Below are 26,800 nucleotides of genomic sequence, written 5' to 3' on the forward strand. Positions count from 1 at the left end.
AAAGGGCTCGCGTCTGTTTGAGCGCAGCGAGTTTAGCGAGACCCCGCCCAAGTTGAGCAGCGCAGCGGACCCTGCGCAGCAGGGCGTGCACGTCGGGTCGCCTTTGGTATTCGCATAACTTCGCTGCGCGAAGTGAGCGAATCCCCGCTGCGCGACCTTTGCTTACTTTCTTTGGCGAGACAAAGAAAGTGAGGCGCCCGCCGGGGCGCAATCCCGGCCTCCGACCTGAAACCAACAGCAGAACGAACAGAGCGCAGCGGCAACACAGAACCCACAAACAAGTGGCCAAGCCACATCACCCCAAACTCCGCAACAAGTTGGCCAACTCAACAGCCGACTTGACATTCATCTTGTCAAACACCCGCGACCGGTGCACCTCCACCGTCCGCACACTGATGTCCAGCTGATCCGCAATCAGCTTGTTCGGCAACCCCTCGACCACCAGGCGCATCACATCGCGCTCCCGCTCGGTCAGCTCCGTCAGGCGCACCTGCAAACCCCGGTGCTGCCGGTGCTGCGCCAGCACCTCGGCCGAGCGCTGCAAGGCCTGTTCGATGCGGTCGACCAGGGCGTTGTCGGAAAAGGGCTTTTCGCAGAAATCGAAAGCCCCGCGCTTGACCGCATCCACCGCCGTGGGCACATCGGCATGGCCGGTCAGGAAGATCACCGGCATGGCCGCCTGCAGGCCGCGCTCGATCAACTGGTCGAACAGGGCCAGCCCGCTCATGCCGGGCATGCGCACATCGAGCAGCAGGCAGCAGGGGTGGCTGGGGGCCGGGCGCGAGCGCAGGGCGGCGTCGAACTGCTCGGCGCTTTCGAACACCTCGCTGAGCAGGTGGCGCGAGCGCAGCAGCCAGGCCAGCGCGTCGCGCACACCGGCGTCGTCATCCACAATGAAAACGGTGGCGTCGGGCGAGGGTTCCATGGAGTCGGTTCGTCAGGTCGAAAAAGAAAACAATGAACAAGCCGGGCTCAGACCGCCGCCGTCACTGCTACTGCAACGGCGGCCTCGGGCGAGGGGCCTTTTTTCACTGGCAGGGTGAAGCTGAAGATGGTACCCCTTGGCGCCTGGGCTTCGAAGCCCAGGTAACCCCCATGCTGCTCGACCACGGTGCGGCACAGGCTCAGGCCCAGGCCCATGCCCTCGGCCTTGGTGGTGAAGAAAGGCGTAAACAGCTGCTCGCCCACCTCTTTCGGGATGCCCGGGCCGTGGTCGATCACGCGCCACTCCAGCCAGCCGCTGGACTCGTTCGAGGCCGCCTTGCGGGCCTCGATGCGCAGCACCCGCTGGGCCAGCTCGCAAGGCTCCATGGCCTGCATGCCGTTGCGCGCCAGGTTCAGCAGCACCTGCTCGACCATGGTGCGGTCGCACAGCACTTCGGGCAGGCCGGGCTCGATGTCGGTGATCACGCGCACACCGAGCTTGCGCGCCTGCAGGGTCACCAGCGGCATGATGGCTTCGAGCAGGGCGCGGGCCGCCACCGGCTCGCGGGCCTGGTCGCGCCGCCGCACAAAGTCGTGCACGCTCTTGATCACCCGGCCGGCGCGCTCGGCCTGCTCGGCGATGCGGCGCAGGGCCATGTCCAGGTCGGGCGGCGCGCTGGCGCCCTGGTGGCGCAGCAGGTTCATCGAGCCGGTGGCGTAGCTGGAGATGGCGGCCAGGGGCTGGTTGAGCTCGTGGCTGAGCAGCGAGGCCATCTCGCCCACGGTGGCCAGGCGGGCGGTGGCCTGCAGGCGCTCTTGCGAGGCGCGCGACAGCTCTTCGATGCGGCGCTGTTCGCTGATGTCGAGAAAGGCGCTCATCCAGCCGGTCTGCAGGCCCTGGGCATTGATCAGCGGCGCCTCGATCACCAGCACCGGAAAGCGCGTGCCGTCCTTGCGCATGAAGACCGACTCGAAGCCCTCGCGCGGCGGCACATTGCCCGCCAGCCGGATGGCCTGGCGCTGCTCGTACTCGGTCACCCGGTCGGGCGGCCAGTAGGGGGCGGGCACGCCGTGGCCCAGCAGTTCCTCGGCGCTGAAACCCACCATCTGGCAGAAAGCCGGGTTCACATAGGTGATGTGGCCTTGCAGGTCGCGCGCGCGCAAGCCGGTGACCAGGGAGTCTTCCATGGCCTTGCGGAAGGCCAGGGCGTCGGCCAGATCGCGCTCGGCCGCCAGGCGCCGGCGCGTGTCCTTGGCCAGCAGCACCAGCACCGACACCAGGGCGATCGCCATGGCCGTGACCAATGCCGTCATCACATTGGGGAACAGGCTGGGCGCGCTGTGCCAGCTGTCCAGGCGCAGCACCAGGGTGTTGCCCGGCAAGTCCAGCAGTTGCTGGGCGGTGAACATGCGCACCCCGCGCCGGGCCGAGCCGTGCAGGGCCAGGCGCGTGCCGTCGGCCTCGGTGAACGAGATCTCCTGGCTGCGCGCCAGTTGGCGGCCCACCAGGTTGGCCAGCACCTCCTGCAAGGCGTAGGTGGCCACCGCATAACCCGCGATGCGCCCCGAGCTGATCAGCGGCAGGCACATCTCGATCACCTCCAGGCCCAGGCCGTCCGAACTGGGCACGAAATACGAGCTGGAGTAGGCCGGCCCGTTGAAGCGCCGCGCATTGGCGCAGGCCAGCGCCACATCGGTCTGCGCCCGGTCACGTCCGCCCGGGCCCTCGGCGCCGCTGCGCCCGAACAGCTTGCCGCGGTAGGGGGTGTCCACATGGGCCAGGGTGTGCAGGCCGGCGTCGCGCCACTCGATGCGCATGAGTTCGCGGTGCTGGCGCAGCATCTCGGCGGCATCGATGGTCCAGGAGCTGGGGGTGGGGTTGCTGGACTGCAGCGCCTGCAGGCTTTGCACATTGCGCGTCAGGCCGCCGCGGATGTCGCTCAGCGCGTCTGAGGTGTCGCGCTCCAGGCGGCTTTGCACCTGGCTGGCCTCATAGCGGCCGGCCAGGTAGACCATGATGCCCAGCATCACCAGCACCAGGGCGGCCAGCAGCAGCCACAGCGTCCAGCGCCGCCAGCCCAGGGGCAGCAGCCGGGCCCGCCAGCCCTGCGCCCGGAACGGACCGTGGATGGCCCCGAACTCGGCCGCGCTCACAGCACGCGGTGGCCCAGGGCGGGCAGTTGCTGTCGCCAGGTGGCCAACGAGTCGCGCTCCAGTTCACCCAGCACCACCCCCTCGCCCTGGGGCTGGCAGGCCATCACCTGGCCCCAAGGATTGACCAGCATGGAATGCCCCCAGGTGCGGCGGCCGTTCTCGTGCTCGCCGCCCTGGGCGGGCGCCAGCACATAGGCCAGGTTCTCGACGGCGCGGGCGCGCAGCAGCAGCTCCCAGTGGGCCTCGCCCGTGGTGGCGGTGAAGGCGCTGGGCACCAGCAGCAGATCGGCGCCCTGCGCGGCGTAGCTGCGGTACAGCTCGGGAAAGCGCAGGTCGTAGCAGACCGACAGGCCGATGCGCCAGCGGTGGCCATCGCGCGAGGGCAGGTCGAAGCACACCGGCTCGGTGCCGGCCTCCAGCACGCGCGATTCGTCGTAACGCTCGCGCCCGTTGTCAAAGCAGAACAGGTGGATCTTGTCGTAGCGGGCCAAGGGCTCACCCGTGGGCGACCACACCAGGCTGCTGTTGCGCACGCGCTCGGGCTGGCCGGTGGACAGCGGCAGGGTCCCGCCCACGATCCACAGGCCCAGGGTGCGCGCCTGTTGGGCCAGAAAGTCCTGGATCGGCCCCCGGCCCGGGGCCTCCTGCACGGCCAGCTTGTCGGTGTCGCGCCGGCCCAGCAGGCAGAAATACTCGGGCAGCACGGCCAACTCGGCCCCGGCCTCGGCAGCCTGGGTCAGCAGCAGGCCGGCGCGGGCCAGGTTGGCCTCGACCGTGGTGGCGGACACCATCTGAAGGGCGGCGACTTTCATGGTTTGACTCCTGCGGGGACCGGCGTGTTGACAGGCGTATTGACAGGCGTGTTGACGGTGGCATTGTCGCGCGGACTGTGCGTCTGGCGCACGATGCGCGGGTCGGTCCAGGTGCCATCGATGTGGAACTCCTGCGTGGCCGCCTCCATCAGGGGCTTGCGCAGAAAGAGCTGGGCCAGGAAGGTGCCCAGGCCGATGGCGGGGTTGATGGCCGTGGCCACCAGCGAGGCGGTGCCGGCGTTCACCTCGGGCACCACCACCACCTTGAGGTCTTGCGTCTCGCGGGCCAGGTCGGCCTTGCCCTCCATCAGCACCGCGGCATTGACGCCCTTCATCTGCAGGTTGTTGGTGCTGGCAATGCCCTGCTCGATGCGGGCGTCGCCGCGCACCAGGTCAAAGGCAAAGCCCTGGCTGAACACGTCACGGAAGTCCAGCGTCAGGCGCCGCGGCAAGGCCTGCAGGCTGAGCACACCCAGCAGCTTGGCCAGGCCCGGGTCGGCCTTCAAAAACTGGCCGCCTTCAATCTGGATGCTGAGTTGACCGGCCATGCTGGGGTAGTCGAGCGTGAGCGGCGAGCCCATCCAGGCCACCTGGCCCTCCAGCGGCCCATGGCCCTGGCGCACCACGCCGGGCATGCCCAGGCGGGTCAGCAACTGGCCGGCGTCGCGGATGTCGAAGCGGAAGTTCATCACCGTGCGGCGGCGCTCGGACAGCAGCCTCGGCCCGGTGGTGGGCAGGGGCAGGCTGGCCCAGTTGCCCGTGGCCGTGAGCGTGGCCTCGGGGGTGAGGATGTTGAACTTGTTCAGGCGCCATTCGCGCTGCGCGCCCTCACCGCCCCGGTTCACGGCCTCGATCTCGACCCGGCCCAGGCGCTTGCCGCGCAGCTCGAAATCATCGACCACGATGTCGAGCGCGGGGATGCTGGTGGGTTGCTCGTCCAGCAGGGCCTCGACCTCGCTCTGGTTGCTTTGTGCCAGCTTGAGGCGCGACAGCCGGGCAAACAGGCGCCCGGCCCCCACACCGCCGGGCGGCCGGTATTCGAGGTAGCCATTGAGCTCGGCGGCGTCCAGGTTGGCGCGCCACACCAGGCCCTCGCGCGAGCCGCCGACCACCACCTGGTGCAGGGTGCGGCCGTCGAAGACCAGGGCGTCGGCACGCACGGCCAGCGCGGTGGGCAGGTAGCTCTGGGCACTGGCCTCGCCGCCCGACGACGCCGCCGCCCCGGTGGGACGGGCCGGGCCGCCGGCGCGGGTGAGCGCATGCTCCCAGGCATCCAGATCGACCAGGGGCAGGTGCACGCTGGCCATCACGCCGCTTTCGGGGAGGGGGGCCGATTCACCCGGCCCCAGCCCGACCGCGATGCTGCCTTGCAGCACACGGGCCTGGGCGCCCGCGATGTCGCGCACGTAATGGATCTGCACCTGGCGACCCAGCTCGACCAGCAGCTGGTCGCGCAGCGGCCCCTGGACCTGTGCCTCGCGCAGCAGGCTGTTGTCAAAGCGCAGCGGCATCACGGCATCGGCCGTCTTGCCCAGCGGGGCGGGCAGGTTCAGGGCCAGGCCCTGCAGGCTGCTTTGCACCTGGATCTCGGGCTGGCCACGGCGCATGCCCAGCACCAGGGAGTAGGGGGCGCTGCCCGTGGCCTGGGCCGCCAAACCGGCCACAAAGCCCAGTTCACCGGCCTGGCGCAGGCCCTCGGCACTGAAGGTGCCGTTGGCGCGCAGCTGCAGCACCGGGTCGGGGGGCTGGGTGCCGGCCGGCGGCGGGCGCAGACCGCCTTCCAGCCGCACGTCTCCGCCCAAGGCCCTTGCCTGCACGCCATTGAGCTGGAAGCCGGTGTCGGAGAACGCCACGCTGCCCCGCAGGCGCGACAACTGGGGCGCCTGCGGCACCACCCGCAAATCGTTGTTGCCTGTGAAGCTGACGCTGCCCTGCACCTTGCTGCGCTCGATCTGGGCAATCGGCAGCGCCAGCTTGAGCTTCACCTCGGCCGCCCCGGTGGTCACAGCCTGGGCCAGGGCCTGGTTGGTGATGCGGCTCAGCGGCGAGCTGTTGACGATGCCCAGGGCGTCGGCCAGCGGCCCGCGCACGGTGGCGTCCACGCCGACCACGGTGTGCATCAGATCGGGGATGTCGGCCTCCACGCGCACCACCTGCAGATCGGGCAGGCCGGCGAACTGGGCCGTGGCGCCCTTCACGTGCATGCTCTGGCGGTCGAAGATGAGCTCGCCATTGAGGCGCGCCAAGGCCGGCCAGGGGGCGGCGCCGGCCGGCATCAGGCTCTTGGGCACATAGGCCAGGCCTGCCTCACGCACCTGGGCGCTGATGCGGAACTCGCCCTGGCGCGGGTTGGCAAACGGCAGATCGCGCAGATCCCCCTTGACGCGGAACTGCGCCCGGCCGATGCGCCCGGCGGTCACGGCCTCGCGCACGTAGTCGCGCACATCCTTGGGCAGGCCGCGCGGCAGGTAGCGGTGCACCCGCGTGGCATCGGCCTCGCTGAGGCTGGCCGTGAGGTCCAGCACCCCGGGGCCGCGGCCCCGGCCCGGCGCCTTGCCAGGCTCGCCACTGTGCCACTGCAAGCGCCCCTCGCCGCGCAGGTCGGCATTGGCAAAGCGCAGATCGGCCACCTGCAGCGCCAGTTGCTCGCCCTGGTGCTGCCATTGCAGCTGGGCCTGCAACTGGTCCACCGGCAGCAGGGCCTCATCAAACACCTCGGGCAGCTCGACCTGGCCGTTGTTGATCCTGACGGTGGCCTTGCCCCCACCCTGGTTCAGGTCGAAGTCCAGGTCCAGGCCGGCCACACCGGGCACCGAATCGTGCGCGGCCAACGCCAGGCCACTGGCCCGGCCTTTCAGGTTGAAGCGCTCGGGGGCGTCGGCCGGGCCCTGCCACTGGGCCTGCACCGACTCCACCAGGCCCCGCGGCGCCTGGCCCTTGAGCCAGCGGTGCGCCGCCTCGCCCAGGGGCAGGCGGTTGGCGATCTGGCTCAGGGCGGCCAGGTCCAGCCGATCGGCCCGCAGTTCGCCCTTGGCGCTCTGGCTTGGGCCCGGCTGGGTGTAGCTGACAAAGGCATTGCCGCCCGGCCAGCGCAAACCGTCGGCGGTCAGAAACTGCAGGCCTGTGGTCGAGGCATCGAAGCCGCCCGCCAGTCGGTGCCCCCCCAGACGCCCCTGCACTGATTTGAGCGCCAGCGGCTCCAGATCGGGGGCAAATTGCACGTTCACATCCGACAGTGCCACATCGGCCACCGCGCCGGTGAACTGGCCCTTGGCCACATCGGCCCACACGCGCAGGGCCCCCTGGCCACTGGCCACTTCAAAGCCCAGGTCGATCTGACGCCGCAAGCGGGCCACATCGACGCGGTCGAAACTGCCGAACAACTGCCCATTCCAGTCGCGCCAATGGCCCCGGTGCACGCTCAGCAGCGGCTGGCGGAACTGGCCCATCAGCGTGAAGCGCTCACCCCAATCGGGCGGCGGCGTGCCGTCCAGCCGCATCAGGTGGCGGCGCGGGCTGTTGCGCAGCACCACGTTGACGTCGGACAGGCTCAAGGTTTCGGCACCGCGCAGCTCGTCGCTCCAGTGCACGATGCCCGAGGCCACCACCAGCTCGGCCTGGGAAAAGACCCAGTCGCCGATGCGGTCATCGCCCGGGCTGGCGGGGTCGATCTCCAGGCCGGCAATGCGCAGCCGGCCCTCCCGGGTGCGGCGGATCTCCAGCTCGGGGCGTTCGATGTAGAGCTGCTGGAAACCCAGGTTCCACAGCGAGCGCGGCGAGAGCGCCGCCACCACGCGCGGCAGGATCAGCGCCTCGCGCCCTTCGCGGTCGGACAGCACCACGTCTTCGAGCTCGAAGGTGGGGATCAGGCCCTCGCTGCGCGCGCTGATGTGGCCGATGCGCACGGGAAGCCCTAAGGCCCGGCTGGCCTGGCGTTCCAGTGCGGGGCGGAACTCTGCGATTCGGGGCACAATCCAGCCGTGCAACGCCCCCCAGGACGCTGCCAGGATGAGCCAGAAGGCCAGCAACGCCCCCAGGGCCCAGCGCGTCAGGGCTGAAAACAGCTTCAGCCCTCGCGAGGGAATGGGTTTCGGGTCGTTCATGGCGCTTGTTGATATGTGGCAGGAATTATGACCCGCAGCGGAAACACGGTTTTTTGCGCACCCCGTGAAGTTTTGTTAATGAATTGCATGCCCGCCGGGCATCCACCCGTCTGATCCGAGGGCCCATGAGCACACAGCCACTCTCCACCCAGTCCCGCCTGGTGCAGCGCCTGCACCGGCGCTATGCCGATCTGCTGCCCCTGCTGCCCCCGGGGCCACCCACCCATGCCACGATGCGCGAGGCGCTGCAGGCCCTGCGCCAGCGCTCGCTGGACACCGGCGCGGCCCTGCGGGTGCTGCGGCAGTTGGTGATGGAGCGCCTGGTGGTGCTCGACTGCGACCAACAGGCCGGCCTGGCCACCATCACCCGCGGCATCACCGAGCTGGCCGAGCTGGCCCTGGACGTGGCCTGCACCGAGGTGCAGGCCGAACTCGACAGCCGGCACGGCGCGCCCCTGGGGCCCGAGGGCCAGCGCGCCGAGCTGTGGGTGATCGGCATGGGCAAGCTGGGCGCACGCGAACTGAATGTGTCCAGCGACATCGACCTGATCTACGTCTACGACCACGATGGTGAGACGGCCGGCCTGCCCGATGGGCGCGGGCGCCTGTCCAACCAGGAGTATTTCGGCCGCGCGGTGAAGATGATCTACGCCCTGGTCGGCGACACCACCGAGCACGGCTTTGTGTTCCGCGTCGACCTGGCGCTGCGCCCCAATGGCAACTCGGGCCCGGCGGCGGTGTCGCTGTCGGCGCTGGAGGAGTATTTCCAGGTGCAGGGCCGCGAGTGGGAGCGTTTTGCCTGGCTCAAGAGCCGGGTCATCGCCCCGCGCAGCTGCCTGGCCGGCACCGGCGTGCAGGCCCTGCGCGGCGTGGTGCTGCCCTTTGTGTTCCGCCGCTACCTCGACTACAGCGTGTTCGAGGCCCTGCGCATCCTGCACCGCCAGATCCGCGAGCATGCCGCACGGCGCAGCGCCGGCCACCCGGCACGCGCCAATGACGTGAAGCTGTCGCGCGGCGGCATCCGCGAGATCGAGTTCACCGTGCAATTGCTGCAGGTGGTGCGCGGCGGCCAATACCCCGAGCTGCGCTGCCGCCCCACCCTCGAGGCCCTGCAGCGCCTGGCCCATGCCGGCCTGATGCCCACCGAGACCGCCACCGCCCTGGCGGGCGCCTACACCTTCCTGCGCCGGGTGGAGCACCGCATCCAGTTCCTGGACGACCAGCAGACCCACCTGCTGCCCACCCAGGACGAAGACCTGAACTGGATCGCGCACAGCCTGGGCTTTGCCGACTGCTGCCCCTTTCTGCACGAGCTGGATGCCCACCGCGAGCTGGTGGCGCAGGAGTTCGACACCCTGCTGGGCCAGAGCGAAGAGCGCAAGAGCTGCCGCGGCGGCAGCTGCGGCGCCAAGGCCGGCGCGGTGCCGGCCGACATCGAGGGCCTGCTCGACAAGCTGCCGCCGGCCCTGCGCGAACGGGTGCAGGAATGGCAAGGCCACCCGCGCGTGCTGGCGCTGCGTGAAGACGCCCGCGCCCGGCTGATCCGCCTGATTCAGCGCAGCGCGCTGTGGGTGCGCGAAGGCCGCGTGACCGAAACCGCAGCGGTGCAGCTGATCAACTGGCTGGAACCCCTGCTGCGGCGCGAAAGCTACCTGGCCATGCTGCTGGAGCGCCCGGCCGTGCACGAGCGGCTGATGCACCTGCTGGGGGCGGCCCGCTGGCCGGCCCGCTACCTGCTGCAACACCCCGGCGTGATCGACGAGCTGGCCAGCGACGCCATGCTGTCCGAGCGCTTCTCGGCGGCCGACCTCAAGGACGAGCTGGCCCGACGCGTGGGCTCGCTGCGCTCGACCGGCGAGGACGACGACGAAACCCTGCTCAACCTGCTGCGCCGCGCCCACCATGCCGAGGTGTTCCGCACCCTGGCACGCGATGTGGAAGGCCGCCTCAGCGTCGAGCAGGTGGCCGACGACCTGAGTTCGCTGGCCGACACCCTGCTGCAGATCACCGTGCGCTGGTGCTGGGAGCGGCTGAAGAACCGCCACCGCACCGATGCCGACCTGCCGCAGTTCGCCATCATTGGCTATGGCAAGCTGGGCGGCAAGGAGCTGGGCTACGGCAGCGATCTGGACATCGTGTTCGTCTACGAAGACGAGGACGAGCGCGCCTCCGAGGTGTACTCCGCCTTTGTGCGCAAGCTGATCAACTGGCTGACCGTCAAGACCGCCGAAGGCGATCTGTTCGAGATCGACACCGCGCTGCGCCCCAACGGCAACTCGGGCCTGCTGGTGACCAGCTTCCAGGCCTATGCCAACTACCAGCAGCAGCGCGGCAGCAACACCGCCTGGACCTGGGAACACCAGGCCATGACACGGGCCCGCTTCGTGCTGGGCAGCCCCGGCCTGCAGGCCCGCTTCGATGCCGTGCGCGAAGCGGTGATCACCGCGCCACGCGATGCGGCCGCCCTGCGCGACGAGATCGTGAGCATGCGCAACCGGGTGCGGGGCGCCCACACGGTGCGCGGCGGGCGCTTCGACGTCAAGTACAGCCAGGGCGGCATGGTGGATGCCGAGTTCGCGGTGCAATACCTGGTGCTGGCCCAATCGGCCAGCCACCCGGAGCTGCGCGACAACGTGGGCAACATCGCCCTGCTGCAGCGCGCCGAGGCCTGCGGCCTGCTGCCCGCCGGGGTGGGCGAGCGCGCGGCGGCAGCCTACCGCGAGCTGCGCCGCATCCAGCACAAGGCGCGGCTCAACGAAGAACCCACCCAGGTCGAACCGGAGCAGGTGGCGGCCGAGCGCGACGCCATCATCGCGCTGAGCGCGGCGGTGCTGGGCGGCTGAGCCCGCCCGGGCGTCAATGCGGGCGCCCGGGTTCAGGCCCCGGCCGCGATCTGGCGCAAGGCCTGCACGAACACCGCAGGCGGCTGGCCGCCCTGGATCAGGTGGCGGTCGTTCACGATCACGGCCGGCACCGAGTGGATGCCCGCGCCCTGGTACAGCTGCTCCTGGGCCCGCACCTCGGCGGCAAATTCATCACTGGCCAGAATGGCCCGGGCCCGGTCCGCATCCAGGCCCACGCTGGCGGCCAGGCGCACCAGCAGCTCGGGGTCGGACGGGTTCTGCCCCTGGCTGAAATAGGCTTCGAACAAGGCTTTCTTGAGCGCCAGCTGGCGCCCGGGGCCCTGGCCTTCGGCCCAGTGCAGCAGGCGGTGCGCGTCGAAGGTGTTGTAGATGCGGCCACGGGCCGCCATGTCAAAGCGAAAGCCCACCGACTCGCCACGCTGGCGGATCGCCTCGCGGTTGGCCGCGCTCTGCTCGGGCGAGGCGCCGTACTTCTCGGCCAGGTGCTCGGCGATGTCCTGCCCTTCGGGGCCCATGTTGGGGTTCAGCTCGAAGGGCTGGAAATGCAGCTCGGCCTGCACGCTGCCCTGCAGCTCGTCCAGGGCCTGCTGCAGGCCGTTGAGGCCGATGGCGCACCAGGGGCAGGACACATCGGACACGAAATCGATCTTCAGGGTGGCGGGAACAGTGGCGGTGGTGGTGCTCATGGCGCAGCTTGGGATTCGGGAGGATGGCTGCATGGTAGGGGATTCGCCGCCATCGTGTCTGCGTTAAGCTTTTGCCCCCATGCCCCAAACCCTCAGTGCCCCCGCCCACAGCGAACTGCTGATCAAGAAAAGCCGCTTCATCGGCTGCGTCCAGCCCATGAGCGACCGGGCCGCTGCCCAGGCCGTGGTGCAGCAATTGCGCCAGCAGCACCCCGGTGCAGCCCATGTTTGCTGGGCCTTGCTGGCCGGCGGCCAATCGGCGGCGGTGGACGATGGCGAGCCCGGCGGCACCGCCGGCCGCCCCATGCTGGACGTGCTGCGCCACCAGGACCTGGAAGGCGTGCTGGCCACCGTGGTGCGCTATTACGGCGGCGTCAAACTGGGGGCCGGTGGCTTGGTGCGCGCCTACACCGACGCCGTGGCCCAGGCCCTGCTGCAGGCGCCCAAGGTGACGCTGCAGAAGATGCGCGCCTTGGCCTGCAGCGTGCCCTACGCGCTCGAAGGCAGCGTGCGGCGCGAGCTGGAGCAGCACCAGGCCCAGCTCGGCGAGGTGCAGCACGGCAGCGTGGTGACCCTGCATTTCAGCCTGCCCGAGCCGGCCAGCGCCGCCCTGGTGGCGCGACTCAACGAGCTGGGTCAGGGCCGCCTGGCCTGGCTCACCGACTGATGCCGACACCGGCACGCCGCCGCCCACGCACTGTGCTCAAATCCGCCGCCATGACACCCGCTTTTGTTCTGACCGGGCGCGCCCTGCTGGCCGCACTGCCCCTGGCCCTGGCGGCCTGTGCCGCGCCCCCGGCCATGCCGCCGCTGCCGGCCAGCGCCCCCGAGCGCTGGAGCGCACCCCTGCCGCACGGCGGCCAGACCCAGGCCTTGGCCGACTGGTGGGGGCAATGGAACGACCCGGTGCTGCCCCGGCTGATCGAGCAGGCCCAGGCCCTGAGCCCAGGGCTGGCCAGCGCCCAGGCGCGGCTGGTCGAGGCGCGCACCCAGCGCGTGGAGGCGGCGGCCAAGCTGCAACCCCTGCTCAGCGGCAACGCCAGCGTGAGCCGCGGCTACTCCACCGCCCTGGGCAGCGTGGCCACCATCGCCTCGGCCGGCCCGCAGCTGAGCTGGGAGGCCGATCTGTTCGGCATGAACCGGGCGGCACTGGCCGCCAGCGAGGCCCGGCTGCAAGGCGCCCGCGCCCAGTGGCATGAGGCCCGTGTGAGCGTGGCGGCCGAGGTGGCCAGCCAGTACGTTCAATGGCGCCAATGCGGGGCGCAGGCCCGCTTGGCCGCCGCCGATGCGCGCTCGCGCGAGGCCAGCGCCGACTGGCTGGGGCAAGCCACCCGTGCCGGCCTGCAATCGGCCAGCACCCTCAGCCTGGCGCAGGCCAGCGCGGCCGAGGGCCGACAACGCTGGCGCCAGCAGCAGACCCAGTGTGAGGTGCAGGTGCGGGCCCTGGTGGCGCTGACCGGCCAGCCCCCCGGCTTCTTTGACAGCCGGCAAGACAACGAGCCCCCGGCCCCGCCCGACGCCCTGTTCAGCCTGGACAGCCTGCCCGCCCGGGTGCTGGAGCAACGCCCCGACGTGGTCCAGGCCACGCGCCAACTGGCCGCCAACTGGGCCGAGGTGCAGCAGGCCGACGCCGCCGGCTACCCGCAGCTGAGCCTGCAGGGCTCGGTGAGCGCGCTGCGCCTGGATGCCCGGGGCAGCACCCAGCAACTTTCCACCTGGTCGCTGGGGCCGCTGAGCCTGAGCTTTCCGATCACCGACGGCGGGCGCCTGAAGGCCGAGCGCCAGGCCGCCCAGGCCCGCTACACCGAGGCCGTGGCGCTGCACCAGGCCCGCGTGCGCCAGGCCGTGCGCGAAGTGGAAGAGGCGCTGCTGAACCTGGCCTCGGCGCAGCAAAGACAGCACGATGCCCGACAGGCCAGCGAAGGGTATGAGCGCGTGCTGCAGCACACCCAGGCGCGCCAGCGCGCCGGCCTGGCCAGCCTGGCCGAAGTGGAAGAAGCCCGGCGCAGCGCCCTGGCGGCGCAGACCAGCCTGAGCACCCTGGCCCTGGAGCGCCAACTGGCCTGGATCAACCTGTACCGCGCCGCCGGCGGCGGCTGGGACGGCAACACCAGCGCCCCCACCGAACCTGCCGTGCCCTCCGCTCCCACCGCACCCACCCCCCAGGAAGCCAGTGCCGCCGCGGGCCCGGCCCGCCCCGGCCCCTCTCTGTGAGACCCGACATGAACCGCACACGCCGCACACGACCCGCCGCCCTGGCCCTGGCTTGCATGCTGGGCCTGATCGCCGCCCTGGCCCAGGGGGCCGAGCCGGACTCGGCCCGCCCGGCCCGCCCGGCCCTGACCGTCAGCACCACCCGGCCCAGCCAGGCCAGCCTGCCCCTGCAACTGAGCGCCAACGGCAACGTGGCCGCCTGGCAGGAGGCCCTGGTCAGCCTGGAAGCCCAGGGCCTGCGCCTGACCCAGGTGCTGGTCAACGTGGGCGACACGGTGCGCGCCGGCCAGCTGCTGGCCCGCCTGGCCGACGAGACCGTGCAAGCCGATCTGGCCCAGGCCCGGGCCGCCCTGCTGGAGGCCGAAGCCAATGCCGACGAGGCGGTGGCCAACGCCAGCCGCACGCGCCAGGTGCAGGCCGGCGGGGCGCTGAGCGAGCAGCAGATCAGCCAGGCCCTGAGCGCCGAACGGGCCGCCCAGGCCCGCGTGCTGGCGGCGCGCGCCAGCGTGCAGACCCAGGAGCTGCGGCTGCGCCAGACCCAGGTGCTGGCCCCCGACAGCGGCGTGATCTCGGCCCGCAGCGCCACCGTGGGGGCCGTGCCCGCCAGTGGCACCGAGCTGTTCCGCCTGATCCGGCAGAACCGGCTGGAGTGGCGCGCCGAGGTGACCGCCGCCGAGCTGCCGCGCCTGCGCCGGGGCACCCGGGTGCGCCTGGGCCTGCCCAGCGGGGCCCAGGTGATGGGCGAGGTGCGCCAACTGGCGCCCACCATCGACCCGCAGACGCGCAACGCCCTGGTCTATGTCGACCTGAAGCCCCACCCCGAGCTGCGCCCGGGCCTGTTCGCCCGCGGCGAATTCGAGCTGGGCCAGAGCCCCGCCCTGACCCTGCCGCAGCAAGCCCTGGTGGTGCGCGACGGCTTCAGCTATGTGTTCGAGCTGGACGCGCAGCAGAACGTGCAGCAGCGCAAGGTGGAAACCGGGCGCCGCCAGGGCGAGCAGGTGGAAGTGCTGCGCGGCCTGGCCCCTGGGGCCACGGTGGTGCTGCAAGGCGCCGGCTTTCTGAACCAGGGCGACCGGGTGCGGGTGAGCAACCCGCCGGCCTCGGCGGCTCCGGCGGCCCCGCAGCGCTGAGGAGCCCGGCATGAATGTCTCCGCCTGGTCCATCCGCAACCCGGTTCCGGCCCTGATGCTGTTCGTGCTGCTCACCTTCGGTGGGCTGGTGGCCTTCCAGAGCATGAAGGTGCAGAACTTTCCCGACATCGACCTGCCCACCGTGACGGTGACGGTGTCACTGCCCGGGGCGGCGCCCGCACAGCTGGAAAACGACGTGGCGCGCAAGATCGAGAACAGCCTGGCCACGCTGCAGGGCCTCAAGCACCTCTACACCAAGGTGCAGGACGGCGGCGTCACCCTGACGGCCGAGTTCCGCCTGGAAAAGCCGGTGCAGGAGGCGGTGGACGATGTGCGCTCGGCCGTCTCGCGCGTGCGGGCCGATCTGCCCGCCGATGTGCGCGACCCCATCGTCACCAAGATGGACCTGGCGGCCCAGCCCATCCTGGCCTACAGCGTGCGCAGCGCCGCACTGGACGACGAGGCCCTGTCCTGGTTCGTGGACAACACCGTGGCGCGGCGACTGCTGACGGTGCGCGGCGTGGGCGCCGTGAACCGGGTCGGCGGCGCCGAGCGGCAGATCCAGGTGGCACTGGACCCCCTGAAGCTGCAGGCCCTGGGGGTGACGGCGGCTGAGGTGTCGCGCCAGCTGCGCCAGGTGCAGGTGGAAAGCGCCGGCGGGCGCACCGACCTGGGCGGCGGCGAGCAACCCGTGCGCACCCTGGCCACGGTGCAGGACGCGGCCGGCGTGGCCGCGCTGGCCCTGCCGCTGGGCGACGGCCGCCAGCTGCGCCTGAGCCAGCTGGCCCGGGTCAGCGACACCGTGGCCGAGCCCCGGGCCGCCGCCCTGCTGAACGGCCAGCCGGTGGTGGGCTTCGAGGTGGCGCGCAGCCGCGGCGCCAGCGAGGTCGAGGTGGGCGCGGCGGTGCGCCAGGCCCTGGCCGCGCTGCGTGCCGAGCGGCCCGATGTGGAGATCACCGAGGCTTTCGATTTTGTGGCGCCGGTGCAGGACGAGTACGACGGCTCGATGCACCTGCTGTACGAGGGCGCCCTGTTGGCGGTGGTGGTGGTGTGGCTGTTCCTGCGCGACGCGCGCGCCACCCTGGTGTCGGCGGTGGCGCTGCCGCTGTCGGTGATCCCGGCCTTCATCGGCATGGCCTGGCTGGGCTTTTCGATCAATGTGATCACCTTGCTGGCGCTGTCGCTGGTGGTGGGCATCCTGGTGGACGACGCCATCGTCGAGGTGGAGAACATCGTGCGCCACCTGCGCATGGGCAAGAGCCCCTACCAGGCCGCCATGGAGGCGGCCGACGAGATCGGCCTGGCCGTGGTGGCCACCACCTTCACCCTGGTGGCGGTGTTTCTGCCCACCGCCTTCATGAGCGGCATCGCCGGGCGCTTCTTCAAGCAGTTCGGCTGGACCGCCGCGCTAGCCGTGCTGGCCTCGCTGCTGGTGGCGCGGGTGCTCACGCCCATGATGGCGGCCTACCTGCTGCGGCCCCAGCCCGAGGCCGAGCCCGACCCGCGCTGGATGCGCCTGTACCTGCGCTGGGCCGGCTGGTGCCTGCGGCACCGCTGGGCCACGCTGGGCTTCACGCTGGCCTTTTTTGTCGGCTCGCTGCTGCTGATCCCGCTGCTGCCCACCGGCTTCATCCCGCCCGACGACAACTCGCAGACCCAGGTGTACCTGGAGCTGCCCCCCGGCAGCACGCTGGCCCAGACCCGGGCCGCGGCCGAAGAGGCGCGCCAGCGGGTGAGCGCCATCGGCGAGGTGAAGAGCGTCTACACCACGATCGGCGGCGGCAGCGCGGGTGGCGACCCCTTTGCCCCGCAGGGCGCCTCGGAGGTGCGGCGTGCCACCCTGACGCTGCAACTGGCCGAGCGCGGCCAGCGCCCGCCCAAGCCGGTGCTGGAAAACCGCCTGCGCGCAGCGCTGGAGCCGCTGGCCGGCGTGCGCAGCAAGGTGGGCCTGGGCGGCTCGGGCGAGAAATACATCCTGGTGCTGACCGGTGACGACCCGGCGGCCCTGCAGCAGGCCGCCCTGGCGGTGGAGAAAGACCTGCGCACCATCCCCGGCCTGGGCAGCGTGGCCTCGAGCGCCAGCCTGGTGCGGCCCGAGATCGCGGTGCGGCCCGACTTTGCCCGTGCCGCCGACCTGGGCGTGACCAGCACGGCCATCGCCGACACGCTGCGCATCGCCACCGTGGGCGACTACGAACTGGGCCTGGCCAAACTCAACCTGGCCCAGCGCCAGGTGCCGATCGTGGTGCAGCTCGACCCCGCCGCCCGCCAGGACCTGGCGCTGCTGGGCCGACTGAGCGTGCCCGGCACGCGCGGCCCGGTGCTGCTGGACCAGGTGGCCACGCTGAGCGCCTCGGGCGGGCCCGCGGTGATCGACCGCTACGACCGCTCGCGCAATGTGAACTTCGAGATCGAGCTCTCGGGCCTGCCGCTGGGCGACGTGGCCAAGGCCGTGCAAGCCCTGCCCGCCGTGCGCCAGCTGCCCCCCGGGGTGCGGGTGGTGGAGGTGGGCGATGCCGAGGTGATGGGCGAGCTGTTTGCCAGTTTCGGCCTGGCCATGCTGACCGGGGTGTTGTGCATCTACATCGTGCTGGTGCTGCTGTTCAAGCACCTGCTGCACCCGGTGACCATCCTGGCCGCGCTGCCGCTGTCGCTGGGCGGGGCCTTTGTGGGCCTGCTGATGGCGCAGAAGAGTTTTTCGATGCCTTCGCTGATCGGGCTGATCATGCTGATGGGCATCGCCACCAAGAACTCGATCCTGCTGGTGGAATACGCCATCCTGGCGCGCCGCGAACACGGCATGAGCCGCAGCGAGGCCCTGTTGGATGCCTGCCACAAGCGGGCCCGGCCCATCATCATGACCACCCTGGCCATGGGCGCGGGCATGCTGCCGATCGCCCTGGGCCTGGGCGCCGCCGATGCCTCGTTCCGCTCGCCCATGGCAGTGGCCGTGATCGGCGGCCTGATCACCTCCACCCTGCTGAGCCTGCTGGTGATTCCAGCCGTCTTCACCGCCATGGACGACCTGGCCCAGGGCCGCCCCTGGCGACGGCGGCCCAGCGCCCCGGCCCCTGCCATCGGTCAAAAAGAGGCGTAAACACCCAGGCCGGAGATGCGTCACTTGTTACGAATACATACATAATTGATGACGCCTATGAAGCTCGTCAAGCTCGAACTCGAAACCATCCCGCTGGGTCACCCACTGCCCTTCATCCTGCGCAGTGCCACCGGGGTGCTGTTGGCCCAGAAGGGCTATGTGGTGCAGTCCAAGGACGAACTGCAGCAGATGGCCTTGCGCGGCATGAGCCTGTGCGTGGACACCGACGAGTCGGGCGAAAGCCACCGCGCCTATGTGAGCAAGCTGCATTCGATGGTGCGCGAGGGCAAGACCCTGGGCGCCATCGCGTCGACCCAGTTCGTGACCGACGGCAAGGGGCCGGACAGCACCGCCCCCACCATCACCGACCCGACGGCACGCCCGAACTGGCACGACATCCAGACCCGCGCCAGCAACGTGCTGCGCCAGCCCGAGAGCACCAGCTTCATGACGCGGCTGTTCCAGCTGCACGCCGACCTGGCCTTGCTGACGCAGCGCCAGACCGACGCCACGCTGTTTGCCCTGATGCACCTGTCGGCCGGCGAGACCCGGCTCTACAGCGCCACCCACGCCATGCTGGTGTCGGTGGTGTGCATGCTGGCGGCCCGCACGGTCTTGCAGTGGCCGGAGGAGCGGGTGAACAGCCTGGGGCTGGCCGCGCTGACCATGAACATCAGCATGACCGAGCTGCAGGACCAGCTGGCCCAGCAAAGCCTGCCCTTGAGCTCGGCCCAGGTCGAGGCCATTGACGGCCATTCGCAGAAGTCGGTGGACATGCTCAAGAACCTGGGCATCCACGACCCGGACTGGCTGGACGCCGTGCGCCACCACCACGACCGCAGCCCCGGCCCGCTGACGGGCCGCCCCCCGGCCCAGCAGATGGCGCGGCTGATCCAGCGCGCCGACATCTTCGGCGCCCGCATGGCCCCGCGCGCCACGCGCTTTCCGCTGCCCAGCACGGCCGCCATGCAGGGCAGCTACTTCGACGAAGACAAGAAGGTGGACGAGGCCGGCGCCGCCCTGGTCAAGGCGGTGGGCATGTACGCGCCGGGCTCTTACGTGAAACTGGCCTCCGGCGAGGTGGGCGTGGTGACGCGACGCGGCGCCACCCCCAGCACACCGCGCGTGAGCGTGGTGATCAGCCGCCAAGGCATGGCGATGGCCGAGCCCCCGCCGCGTGACACGGCCCGGCCCGACTTCAAGATCACCGCCGGGCTGCCCGCGCGCGAGGTGAAGGTCAAGCTGCCGCTGGAACGCCTGCTGACCCTGATCTGAAGGCAGAAAGCTGAAAAACAAAACGGCCCCGAGGGGCCGTTTGTCGTTGGGGCCCGGGCTCAGGCCGGCTGGGCACCGCCCGCCGGGCTGACCAGGGTGGCCGAGACTTCCTTGCGGTAGCGATTGAGCTCTTGCACGGTCTTGAAGCTGCGGTCCAGCAGCAGGCTCATGTTGTGCAGGATGCGGTCGACCACCTTGGTTTCCCACACGGCATCGAAGTTGATCTGGCTGTCGAGCCAGGTTTCCAGCCACTCGGGGTTGGGCAGGCGGCTCTGGATGGTGTCGCGCGGGAACAGCTGCTTGTTGACGTGCAGGTTGGTGGGGTGCAGCGCCTGGGCGGTGCGGCGGGCGCTGGCCATCAGCACGCCCACCTTGGCGAAGGCGGCCTTGGCTTCGTTGCCGAAGTTGTTGATGGCGCGCTTCATGTAGCGCAGGTAGGCGCCGCCGTGGCGGGCCTCGTCCTGGCTGAGGGTGGTGTAGATCTGCTTGATCACCGGCTCGGTGTGCCATTCGGCGGCACGGCGGTACCAGTGGTTGAGGCGGATCTCGCCGCAGAAGTGCAGCATCAGGGTTTCCAGGGCCGGCGCGGGATCGAATTCAAAACGGATCTCGTGCAGCTCCTGCTCGGTGGGCACCAGGTCGGGACGGAAGCGGCGCAGGTACTCCATCAAGACCAGCGAGTGCTTTTGCTCTTCAAAGAACCAGATCGACATGAAGGCCGAGAAGTCGCTGTCACCCCGGTTGTCACGCAGGAACATCTCGGTGGCCGGCAGCGCGGCCCACTCGGTGATGGCGTTCATCTTGATGGTCTGGGCCTGCTCGTCCGACAGCTGCGAAGCGTCAAATTGGTCCCAGGGGATGTCCTTGTCCATGTCCCAGCGGACGGATTCGAGTTGTTTGAAAAGTTCGGGGTAAAGCATGCTGTCTTTCGTGAATCGCCTCGATTTTAAGGGCGAGGCCTGAAAAACCTTTACAAATCATCGAGGTGATCAAGGACATGATCGGCCTTTTCGGTTATGGCGAGACGCTCGGCAGGCTGCAGGCGGCCCAGGCTGCGCGCCACCAGGGCCATGCGCGGATGGGCCTTGAACTCGTCTTCGTGGCGCAGCAAAAACCGCCAATAGAGCACGGTGACAGGACAGGCGGTATCGCCCGTGCGCTGCGCCGGCTTGTACGGGCAGGCACCGCAGTAGTTGCTCATGCGCTGGATGTACTGCCCGCTGGCGATGTAGGGCTTGCTGGTGAAGCGCCCGCCGCAGGCGCCCAGGGCCATGCCCAGGGTGTTGGGCAACTCCACCCACTCCACCGCATCGACATACATGGCCAGGTACCAGTCGCCGACCTGGCGCGGCTCGATCTCGGCCAGCAAGGCGAACTGGCCCGTGACCATCAGGCGCTGGATGTGGTGCGCATAGCCGTGGGCCAGGGTCTGCTGCACCACCTCGCGCATGCAGGCCATGCGGGTCTCGCCGCTCCAGTACCAGGCGGGCAGCCCCCGCTGGTGGCCCCAGAGGTTGGACTCGGCCAGTTGCGGCATGTCGAGCCAGTACACGCCTCGGATGAACTCGCGCCAGCCCAGCACCTGGCGCACAAAGCCTTCGACGCTGGCCAGTGGCAGGTGGTGCTCGCGCCAGGCGGCCTCGGCGGCGGCCAGCACCTCGCGCGGGTCCAGCAGGTGCAGGTTGAGCGCCACCGACAGCAGCGAGTGCCAGCCCCAGGGCGTGGCCGTCCACAGGGCGTCCTGGTGTGGGCCGAAATGGGCCAGCCGCACCGAGACAAAGCGCTCCAGCGCCTCCAGCGCCTGCTCGCGGGTCACCGGCCAGCCAAAATGCGCCAGCGAGCCCGGGTGGTCGGGAAAGTGCTTTTCCACCAGCGCGATGACCTGCACGGTGATGCGATCGGGCTCGAAGAACTCGGGCTCGGGGATGGCGCCCGGGCCGCTGGCCGGGTAACCCCGGCGGTTCTCGACATCGAAGTTCCACTGCCCGCCCACCGGGTCACGCCCGTTCATGAGCACCTGGTGGCGGCGGCGCATGTCGCGGTAGAAGAACTCCTGGCGCAGCTCTTTCTTGCCCAGCGCCCAGCGCGCGAATTCGGCGCGGGAACACATGAAATGCGGGTCGGGCAGCACCTCCAGCGCCACACCGGCCGCATGGGCGACCCGGCGCACATCTTCCAGGGTGCGCCACTCGCCGGGCTCGCACAGGCGCAGCTGCTCGGGCTGCAGGGCCTGCAAGACCTGCAGGGCGCGCCCGTCGAGATCGGGGGTGTCGGGCTGCTCGTCCAGACGCACATAGGTGTAGGCCCAGCCGCGGCGGTGCACCTCGTTGCAGAAGTGGCGCATGGCCGACAGGAACAGCGCGATGCGCGCCTTGTGGCTCCAGACCACCGAGGCCTCGCCCGGCGCCTCGACCATCAGCACATGGTCGCACTCAGGGTTGAAATCACGCAGGGCCGGGTGGCCGAACCAGAGCTGATCGCCCAACACCCAGACCACCCGGCGCGGGCGGGTCCAGGCGGGGCCGGAGCGGTCATGGGTCGTGGTCATGGGCAACAAAAACAGGGTGACGCAAAAAGAACTGCACAGACAGGCAAAAACCCGACTGGCAAAATGGTGTAATCAATACTGTTTAGTATCGATCAAATACACTTCAGTACAAATCCAAAACCCTTCGGAATCGATGCCAGACCATTGTGTCCTGATCGTCACCGATTCCGCCCCAGGAGGCCCCATGAAAAAACTGCTTTCCAGGCTGCTGCCGGGGCTGGCCCTGGGCCTGCTCTCAGGGCTGATGCCTGCGGCATCGCAGGCGGCCACGGCCACGGCCACGGCCACCGCCGCTGCGAATGCCGGCGCCGCGCCCAGCTGCCCAGCCACCCTGCAGCACACCTTTGCCCGGCTGCAGGACGAAAAGCCCCAGTCGCTGTGCCAGTACGCCGGCAAGGTGGTGCTGGTGGTGAACACGGCCAGCTACTGCGGCTTCACGGGGCAGTACAAGGGCCTGGAGGCACTGTACGCGCGCTACAAGGACCAGGGTCTGGTGGTGTTGGGCTTTCCATCGAACGACTTTTCCCAAGAGACCGGCGACAACAAGCAGATTGCCGACTTCTGCGAAAACACCTTCGGGGTGAAGTTCCCCATGTTTGCCAAAAGCAGTGTGACCGGGGCCGATGCCTCGCCCTTCTTCAAGCAACTGGCGGAGCTGTCGGGCCAGAAGCCGCGCTGGAACTTCTACAAATACCTGTTGGGGCGCGACGGCCGGGTGGTGGCCAGCTATTCCAGCATGAGCGGCCCTGACGACAAGGGCCTGCTCAAGGCGCTGCAGCACGAGTTGCAGGCGCGCTGAGACCCGGAGAAAAACATGTCTTGTCTTTACGGGAATTTACGTTTGCAGCCCTGGAACTTTTGTGAAGTGGCCCCACTCTATCGGGCACTGAGAACTCCTGGTTCACAGTTCCTTTTGTTGTTGCGAAGCCTTCCGGCACTGTATAGGCCGGTCGAAATCCTGGAACGCTTCTCCTCCTCCCTCCCTCCCTCCTTCGTTCCGGGGCGCTTCGCAACACTTTTCTTTCCGTCTCCCGCCGGGGCCAACCCCCCATGCATCGGAGGCCGCCCATGAAGGTCGCCGTGATCGGATCCGGCATTTCCGGATTGGCCGCCGCCCATGCCTTGCGCGGCCAGGCCGCCGTCACCTTGTTCGAGGCCGGCAGCTACTTTGGCGGACACACCCACACGGTCGACATCACCCTGCCCACGGCACGCGGTCCGGTCACCCATGGGGTGGACACCGGCTTTCTGGTCTTCAATGAACGCACCTACCCGCAACTGATCCGGCTGCTGGCCGAGTTGGGTGTGGCCACCTCGCCCTCCGACATGTCGTTCTCGGTGCAGGCCCCCGGGGCGCTGGGCCGCCACAGCCTGGAGTGGAGCGGCTCCAGCCTGGCCACGGTGTTCGCCCAGCGCAGCAACCTGCTGCGGCCTCGCTTTCTGGGCATGCTGGCCGACCTGCTGCGCTTCAACGCGCTGTGCACGCGCATCGCCCAGGCCCATGAAGAAAGCGCCCTGATGCAGCCGCTGGCTGATTTCCTGCGCCAGCACCGCTTCGGCGACGCCTTCCGCGACTGGTACTTCCTGCCCATGCTGGGCTGCATCTGGAGTTGCCCGACCGACCAGATGCTGAAGTTCCCGGTGGCGACGATGATCCGGTTCTGCCACAACCACGGCCTGATCCAGGTCAGCCAGCGGCCGCAGTGGCACACCGTGACCGGCGGTGCCCGAAACTATGTGGACAAGATCCTGGCCGGCCTGGACGACAAGCGGCTGAACACGCCCGTGCGCCGCATCGAGCGCGATGCCGCCGGCGTGCGCGTGATCAGCGACACCGGTGCCGAACGCTTCGACCGCCTGGTGCTGGCCACCCACCCCGACCAGGCCCTGGGCCTGCTGGGCGACGCCAGCATCCTGGAGCGCGAGGTGCTGGGCGCCATCCGCTACCAGGCCAACCGGGCCGTGCTGCACACCGACGCCAGCGTGCTGCCCCAGCGGCGCCAGGCCTGGGCCGCCTGGAACTACGAACGCGCAGCCGACAGCGCCCAGGAATCCACCCGCGTCTGCCTGCACTACCTGATCAACCGGCTGCAGCCGCTGCCCTTTGAACAGCCGGTGCTGGTCTCGCTCAACCCGGTGAAAGAAATCGACCCGGCCCAGGTGCTGGGCGAGTACGACTACGAGCACCCGGTGTTCGATCTGGCGGCCATCGCGGCCCAGCAGCAGGTGCCCAGCCTGCAGGGCCGCCAACACACCTGGTTCTGCGGCGCCTGGACAGGCTATGGCTTCCATGAGGACGGCCTGAAATCGGGCCTGCAGGCCGCCGCCATGCTGCAGCCCACCCTGGCAGCCCCCCACGCCCAGGCCGCATGAAGCCACGCCCCATGGAGCACCGCAGCCCCTCTGCCAGACCGCCCCAGCCCCTGCTGGGCTTCGGCCAGGTGCGCCACACCCGGCTGCGGCCGCGGCGCCATGCCTTTGCCTACCCCACCTTCTTCGTGCTGCTGCCGATGCGCGAGCTGGCCGCCTGCCAGGGCCCGCTGGCCATCAACCGGCGCGGCGCCCTGAGCTTTCACGACGTGGACCACGGCGATGGTCGCCCGGCCAGCCAGGGCGGTGCCCTGGCCTGGCTGGAGCAGGTGCTGCAGGCCGAGGGCATCCTTGACGCCACCGGCCCCGTCTGGCTGCATTGCTACCCACGCGTGCTGGGCTACACCTTCAAGCCCGTGAGCTTCTGGTACTGCCACCGGGCCGACGGCACGCTGCGCGCCATCGTGGTCGAGGTGAACAACACCTTCGGCGAGCGCCATTGCTACTTGCTGGACGAACCCGACGCCGGGCCCTTCTGGGGCGCCGAGTTGCAGGCGCGCAAGGTGTTCCATGTGTCGCCGTTCTGCGCAGTGCAGGGCGGCTACCGCTTTCGCTTCATGCGCACGCAACGAGACGGCCTGGACCGCACGGTGGTGCGCATCGACCACGACGATGCCCAGGGCCCGCTGCTGCAGACCAGCGTCAGCGGCACGCTGGAGCCGATCACGCCCACAAGCGTGCGCCGCGCGCTGTGGGGCCACCCCCTGATGACGCTGGCGCTGATGGCCCGCATCCACCTGCAGGCGCTCAGGCTGTGGCTCAAGCGCGTGCCCTTTCACCGCAAACCCGAAGCGCCTGCCGCCTTCGTCAGCCGTTGACCTGACCCACCCCGACCGCCATGAACAGCAGCACCGCCCCCACCTCGTTCACCCTGCCGCAGGGCACCCCCGCCGCCGCCCGCACCGCGCTCAGGCTGCTGCAGCGCCTGCAGCACGGCTCGCTGACCGTGCAACTGCCCGACGGCACCCTGCACCACTTCGGCGACGGCCACGGCCCCGCAGCGGCCATGACGCTGCGCAACTGGCAGGTGTGCCGGGCCGCCCTGAAATCGGGCGACATCGGGTTTGCCGAGAGCTACATCGCCGGTGACTGGACCACCCCCAACCTGACCGAGCTGCTCAAGGTGTTCCTGGCCAACCGCCAGCACGTGGACGATGTGATCTACGGCAGCTGGGCCGGCCGCCTGCTGTACCGCATCAAGCACCTGCTCAACCGCAACACGCGGCACAACAGCCAGAAGAACATCCACGCCCATTACGACCTGGGCAATGCCTTCTACGAGCTGTGGCTGGACGACACGATGAACTACTCGTCGGCCTGGTTCGAGGCCGGGCCGGAGCAGGACATGCGCAGCGCCCAGCACGCCAAGGTGCGCCGTGCCCTGCGCATGGCCCGGGTGCAAGCGGGCGACCGGGTGCTGGAGATCGGCTGCGGCTGGGGCGCCCTGGCCGAGATGAGCACCACTGAGTTCCAGGCCCGGCTGACCGGCGTGACCCTGTCCACCGAGCAGCTGGACTTTGCCCGCCGGCGCATGCAGGCCCTGGGCGTGCAAGACCGGGCCGACCTGCGCCTGCAGGACTACCGCGACATCGACGACGGCCCCTACGACGCGGTGTGCTCGATCGAGATGGTGGAGGCGGTGGGCCGCGAATACTGGCCCACCTACTTCTCGGCCATTGAGCGCCTGCTCAAGCCCGGTGGGCGGGCCTGCATCCAGAGCATCGTGATCGATGACGCGCTGTTCGAGCGCTACATCGGCTCGACCGACTTCATCCAGCAGTACATCTTTCCGGGCGGCTGCCTGCCCTGCCCACGCGAGTTCCGCCAGGCCGCCGAAGCCGCCGGGCTGCGGGTGGAAGACAGCTTTGCCTTCGGCCAGGACTACGCCGAAACCCTGAGACGCTGGCGCGAGCGCTTTCTGGCCCAGCGCAGCCAGATCCAGCAACTGGGCTTTGACGAGCGCTTCATGCACATCTGGGAGTTCTACCTGGCCTACTGCGAGGCCGGCTTCTCGATGGGCAGCATCGATCTGGTGCAGTACACCCTGGTGAAACCGGCATGAAACGCCGCCAACACCTGGCCTGGTGGGCCGCGCTGGCGGCCGGTGCCGGCCCTGCCGCAACGGCCACAGCAGCAACAGCAGCCACAGCAGCCACGCCCCTGCCCGGCACCGTGCCGGCCGGCGAGGCCACCATGCGCTTTCTGGGCTGGTCGGTCTACCAGGCCCGGCTGTGGGTGAGCCCCGGCTTTCGCGCCGAGCAGTACGCCAGCCTGCCGCTGGCACTCGAGCTGCTGTACCTGCGCGACTTCAGCGCCGAAGCCATTGCCAAGCGCTCGCTCAGCGAGATGCGCCGCATCGAGCCCATCAGCGACGAACAGGGCGCCCGCTGGCAAGCCCAGTTGCAGGCCCTGCTGCCCGACGTGAAGAACGGCGACCGTCTGCTGGGCCTGCACCAGCCCGACACCGGCGCCCGCTTTGTGCACAACGACCGCCCCCTGGGCACGCTGGAGGACGCCCGCTTTTCGCGCCTGTTCTTCGGCATCTGGCTGTCCGCAGCAACCTCGGAGCCCTCGCTGCGGCAGGCCTTGCTGGCCCCGGTGACCGGCACCCGTTGAGGGGATG

Annotated in this window: 18 protein-coding genes; 11 read left to right on the forward strand and 7 right to left on the reverse strand. The window is 69.7% G+C overall.

Translation table 11 applies throughout. From position 1 onward, the window contains the following. Positions 1–295: 295 nt before the first annotated feature. From L880_RS0104735 to L880_RS0104750, 4 genes are read right to left on the reverse strand one after another with little or no spacing between them, the layout of a single operon-like run. Positions 296–925: a response regulator transcription factor gene (locus L880_RS0104735; RefSeq protein WP_027474691.1), complete on the reverse strand. Its 630-nt coding sequence runs from the start codon at positions 923–925 to the stop codon at positions 296–298. A 47-nt stretch (positions 926–972) separates the two neighbouring features. After that, a complete protein-coding gene (locus L880_RS0104740) occupies positions 973–3,054 on the reverse strand; it encodes a two-component system sensor histidine kinase NtrB (protein ID WP_245614987.1) in 2,082 nt (693 codons plus the stop codon). 20 nt (positions 3,055–3,074) lie between these two features. After that, a complete protein-coding gene (locus L880_RS0104745; protein ID WP_027474693.1) occupies positions 3,075–3,890 on the reverse strand; it encodes a carbon-nitrogen hydrolase family protein in 816 nt (271 codons plus the stop codon). Continuing rightward, on the reverse strand, positions 3,887–7,993 hold the full coding sequence (locus tag L880_RS0104750) for a YhdP family protein (protein ID WP_027474694.1): 4,107 nt from the start codon (positions 7,991–7,993) through the stop codon (positions 3,887–3,889). Before L880_RS0104750 ends, L880_RS0104745 begins: the two co-directional genes overlap by 4 nt. 125 nt (positions 7,994–8,118) lie before the next feature. On the opposite strand from L880_RS0104750, the gene glnE reads away from it, so the two are divergent. Then, on the forward strand, positions 8,119–10,836 hold the full coding sequence (gene glnE, locus L880_RS0104755) for a bifunctional [glutamate--ammonia ligase]-adenylyl-L-tyrosine phosphorylase/[glutamate--ammonia-ligase] adenylyltransferase (RefSeq protein WP_157462603.1): 2,718 nt from the start codon (positions 8,119–8,121) through the stop codon (positions 10,834–10,836). 32 nt (positions 10,837–10,868) lie between these two features. Here the strand turns inward: glnE and L880_RS0104760 are convergent, their stop codons facing one another. Further along, on the reverse strand, positions 10,869–11,543 hold the full coding sequence (locus tag L880_RS0104760) for a DsbA family oxidoreductase (protein WP_027474696.1): 675 nt from the start codon (positions 11,541–11,543) through the stop codon (positions 10,869–10,871). A gap of 79 nt (positions 11,544–11,622) precedes the next feature. Between L880_RS0104760 and L880_RS0104765 the strand changes: the two genes are divergently transcribed. Genes L880_RS0104765 through L880_RS0104785 form a run of 5 tightly spaced genes read left to right on the forward strand, consistent with a single transcriptional unit; the run spans position 11,623 to position 19,259 of the window. After that, positions 11,623–12,210 carry an IMPACT family protein gene (locus tag L880_RS0104765; protein ID WP_027474697.1) on the forward strand — a complete coding sequence of 196 codons (588 nt, stop codon included), beginning with the start codon at positions 11,623–11,625 and terminating at the stop codon, positions 12,208–12,210. A 50-nt stretch (positions 12,211–12,260) separates the two neighbouring features. Beyond that, the gene (locus L880_RS31660) at positions 12,261–13,757 is read left to right on the forward strand and encodes an efflux transporter outer membrane subunit (RefSeq protein ID WP_084461022.1); all 1,497 of its coding nucleotides are present in this window, start codon (positions 12,261–12,263) and stop codon (positions 13,755–13,757) included. A gap of 8 nt (positions 13,758–13,765) precedes the next feature. Next, entirely contained in the window at positions 13,766–14,887 is a 1,122-nt protein-coding gene (locus tag L880_RS0104775) for an efflux RND transporter periplasmic adaptor subunit (protein ID WP_027474698.1), read from the forward strand. 10 nt (positions 14,888–14,897) lie between these two features. Next, the gene (locus tag L880_RS0104780) at positions 14,898–17,984 is read left to right on the forward strand and encodes an efflux RND transporter permease subunit (protein WP_027474699.1); all 3,087 of its coding nucleotides are present in this window, start codon (positions 14,898–14,900) and stop codon (positions 17,982–17,984) included. 57 nt (positions 17,985–18,041) lie between these two features. After that, the gene (locus L880_RS0104785; RefSeq protein ID WP_027474700.1) at positions 18,042–19,259 is read left to right on the forward strand and encodes an HD-GYP domain-containing protein; all 1,218 of its coding nucleotides are present in this window, start codon (positions 18,042–18,044) and stop codon (positions 19,257–19,259) included. 59 nt (positions 19,260–19,318) lie between these two features. On the opposite strand, the gene L880_RS0104790 is transcribed toward L880_RS0104785, so the two are convergent. Both L880_RS0104790 and L880_RS0104795 read right to left on the reverse strand, forming a co-directional pair. Continuing rightward, positions 19,319–20,179: a ferritin family protein gene (locus L880_RS0104790; RefSeq protein WP_027474701.1), complete on the reverse strand. Its 861-nt coding sequence runs from the start codon at positions 20,177–20,179 to the stop codon at positions 19,319–19,321. A gap of 50 nt (positions 20,180–20,229) precedes the next feature. After that, a complete protein-coding gene (locus L880_RS0104795; protein WP_051443075.1) occupies positions 20,230–21,807 on the reverse strand; it encodes a cryptochrome/photolyase family protein in 1,578 nt (525 codons plus the stop codon). 184 nt (positions 21,808–21,991) lie between these two features. On the opposite strand from L880_RS0104795, the gene L880_RS0104800 reads away from it, so the two are divergent. From L880_RS0104800 to L880_RS0104820, 5 genes are all read left to right on the forward strand, one after another. Further along, positions 21,992–22,606 (forward strand): glutathione peroxidase, encoded by a 615-nt coding sequence (locus L880_RS0104800; protein WP_027474703.1) that lies wholly within the window; start codon positions 21,992–21,994, stop codon positions 22,604–22,606. A gap of 269 nt (positions 22,607–22,875) precedes the next feature. After that, positions 22,876–24,180, forward strand: coding sequence for an NAD(P)/FAD-dependent oxidoreductase (locus L880_RS0104805; RefSeq protein ID WP_027474704.1), 1,305 nt, complete (start codon positions 22,876–22,878; stop codon positions 24,178–24,180). Continuing rightward, a complete protein-coding gene (locus L880_RS0104810; protein WP_245614960.1) occupies positions 24,177–24,995 on the forward strand; it encodes a DUF1365 domain-containing protein in 819 nt (272 codons plus the stop codon). Before L880_RS0104805 ends, L880_RS0104810 begins: the two co-directional genes overlap by 4 nt. Before the next feature lie 20 nt (positions 24,996–25,015). Next, positions 25,016–26,239, forward strand: coding sequence for an SAM-dependent methyltransferase (locus L880_RS0104815; protein WP_027474706.1), 1,224 nt, complete (start codon positions 25,016–25,018; stop codon positions 26,237–26,239). After that, on the forward strand, positions 26,236–26,793 hold the full coding sequence (locus tag L880_RS0104820) for a chalcone isomerase family protein (RefSeq protein ID WP_027474707.1): 558 nt from the start codon (positions 26,236–26,238) through the stop codon (positions 26,791–26,793). The genes L880_RS0104815 and L880_RS0104820 overlap by 4 nt, the downstream gene beginning before the upstream one ends. The last annotated feature ends 7 nt before the right edge of the window (positions 26,794–26,800 follow it).

Origin of the sequence: Curvibacter gracilis ATCC BAA-807 (assembly GCF_000518645.1) — a bacterium.
GTDB lineage: Bacteria > Pseudomonadota > Gammaproteobacteria > Burkholderiales > Burkholderiaceae_C > Curvibacter > Curvibacter gracilis.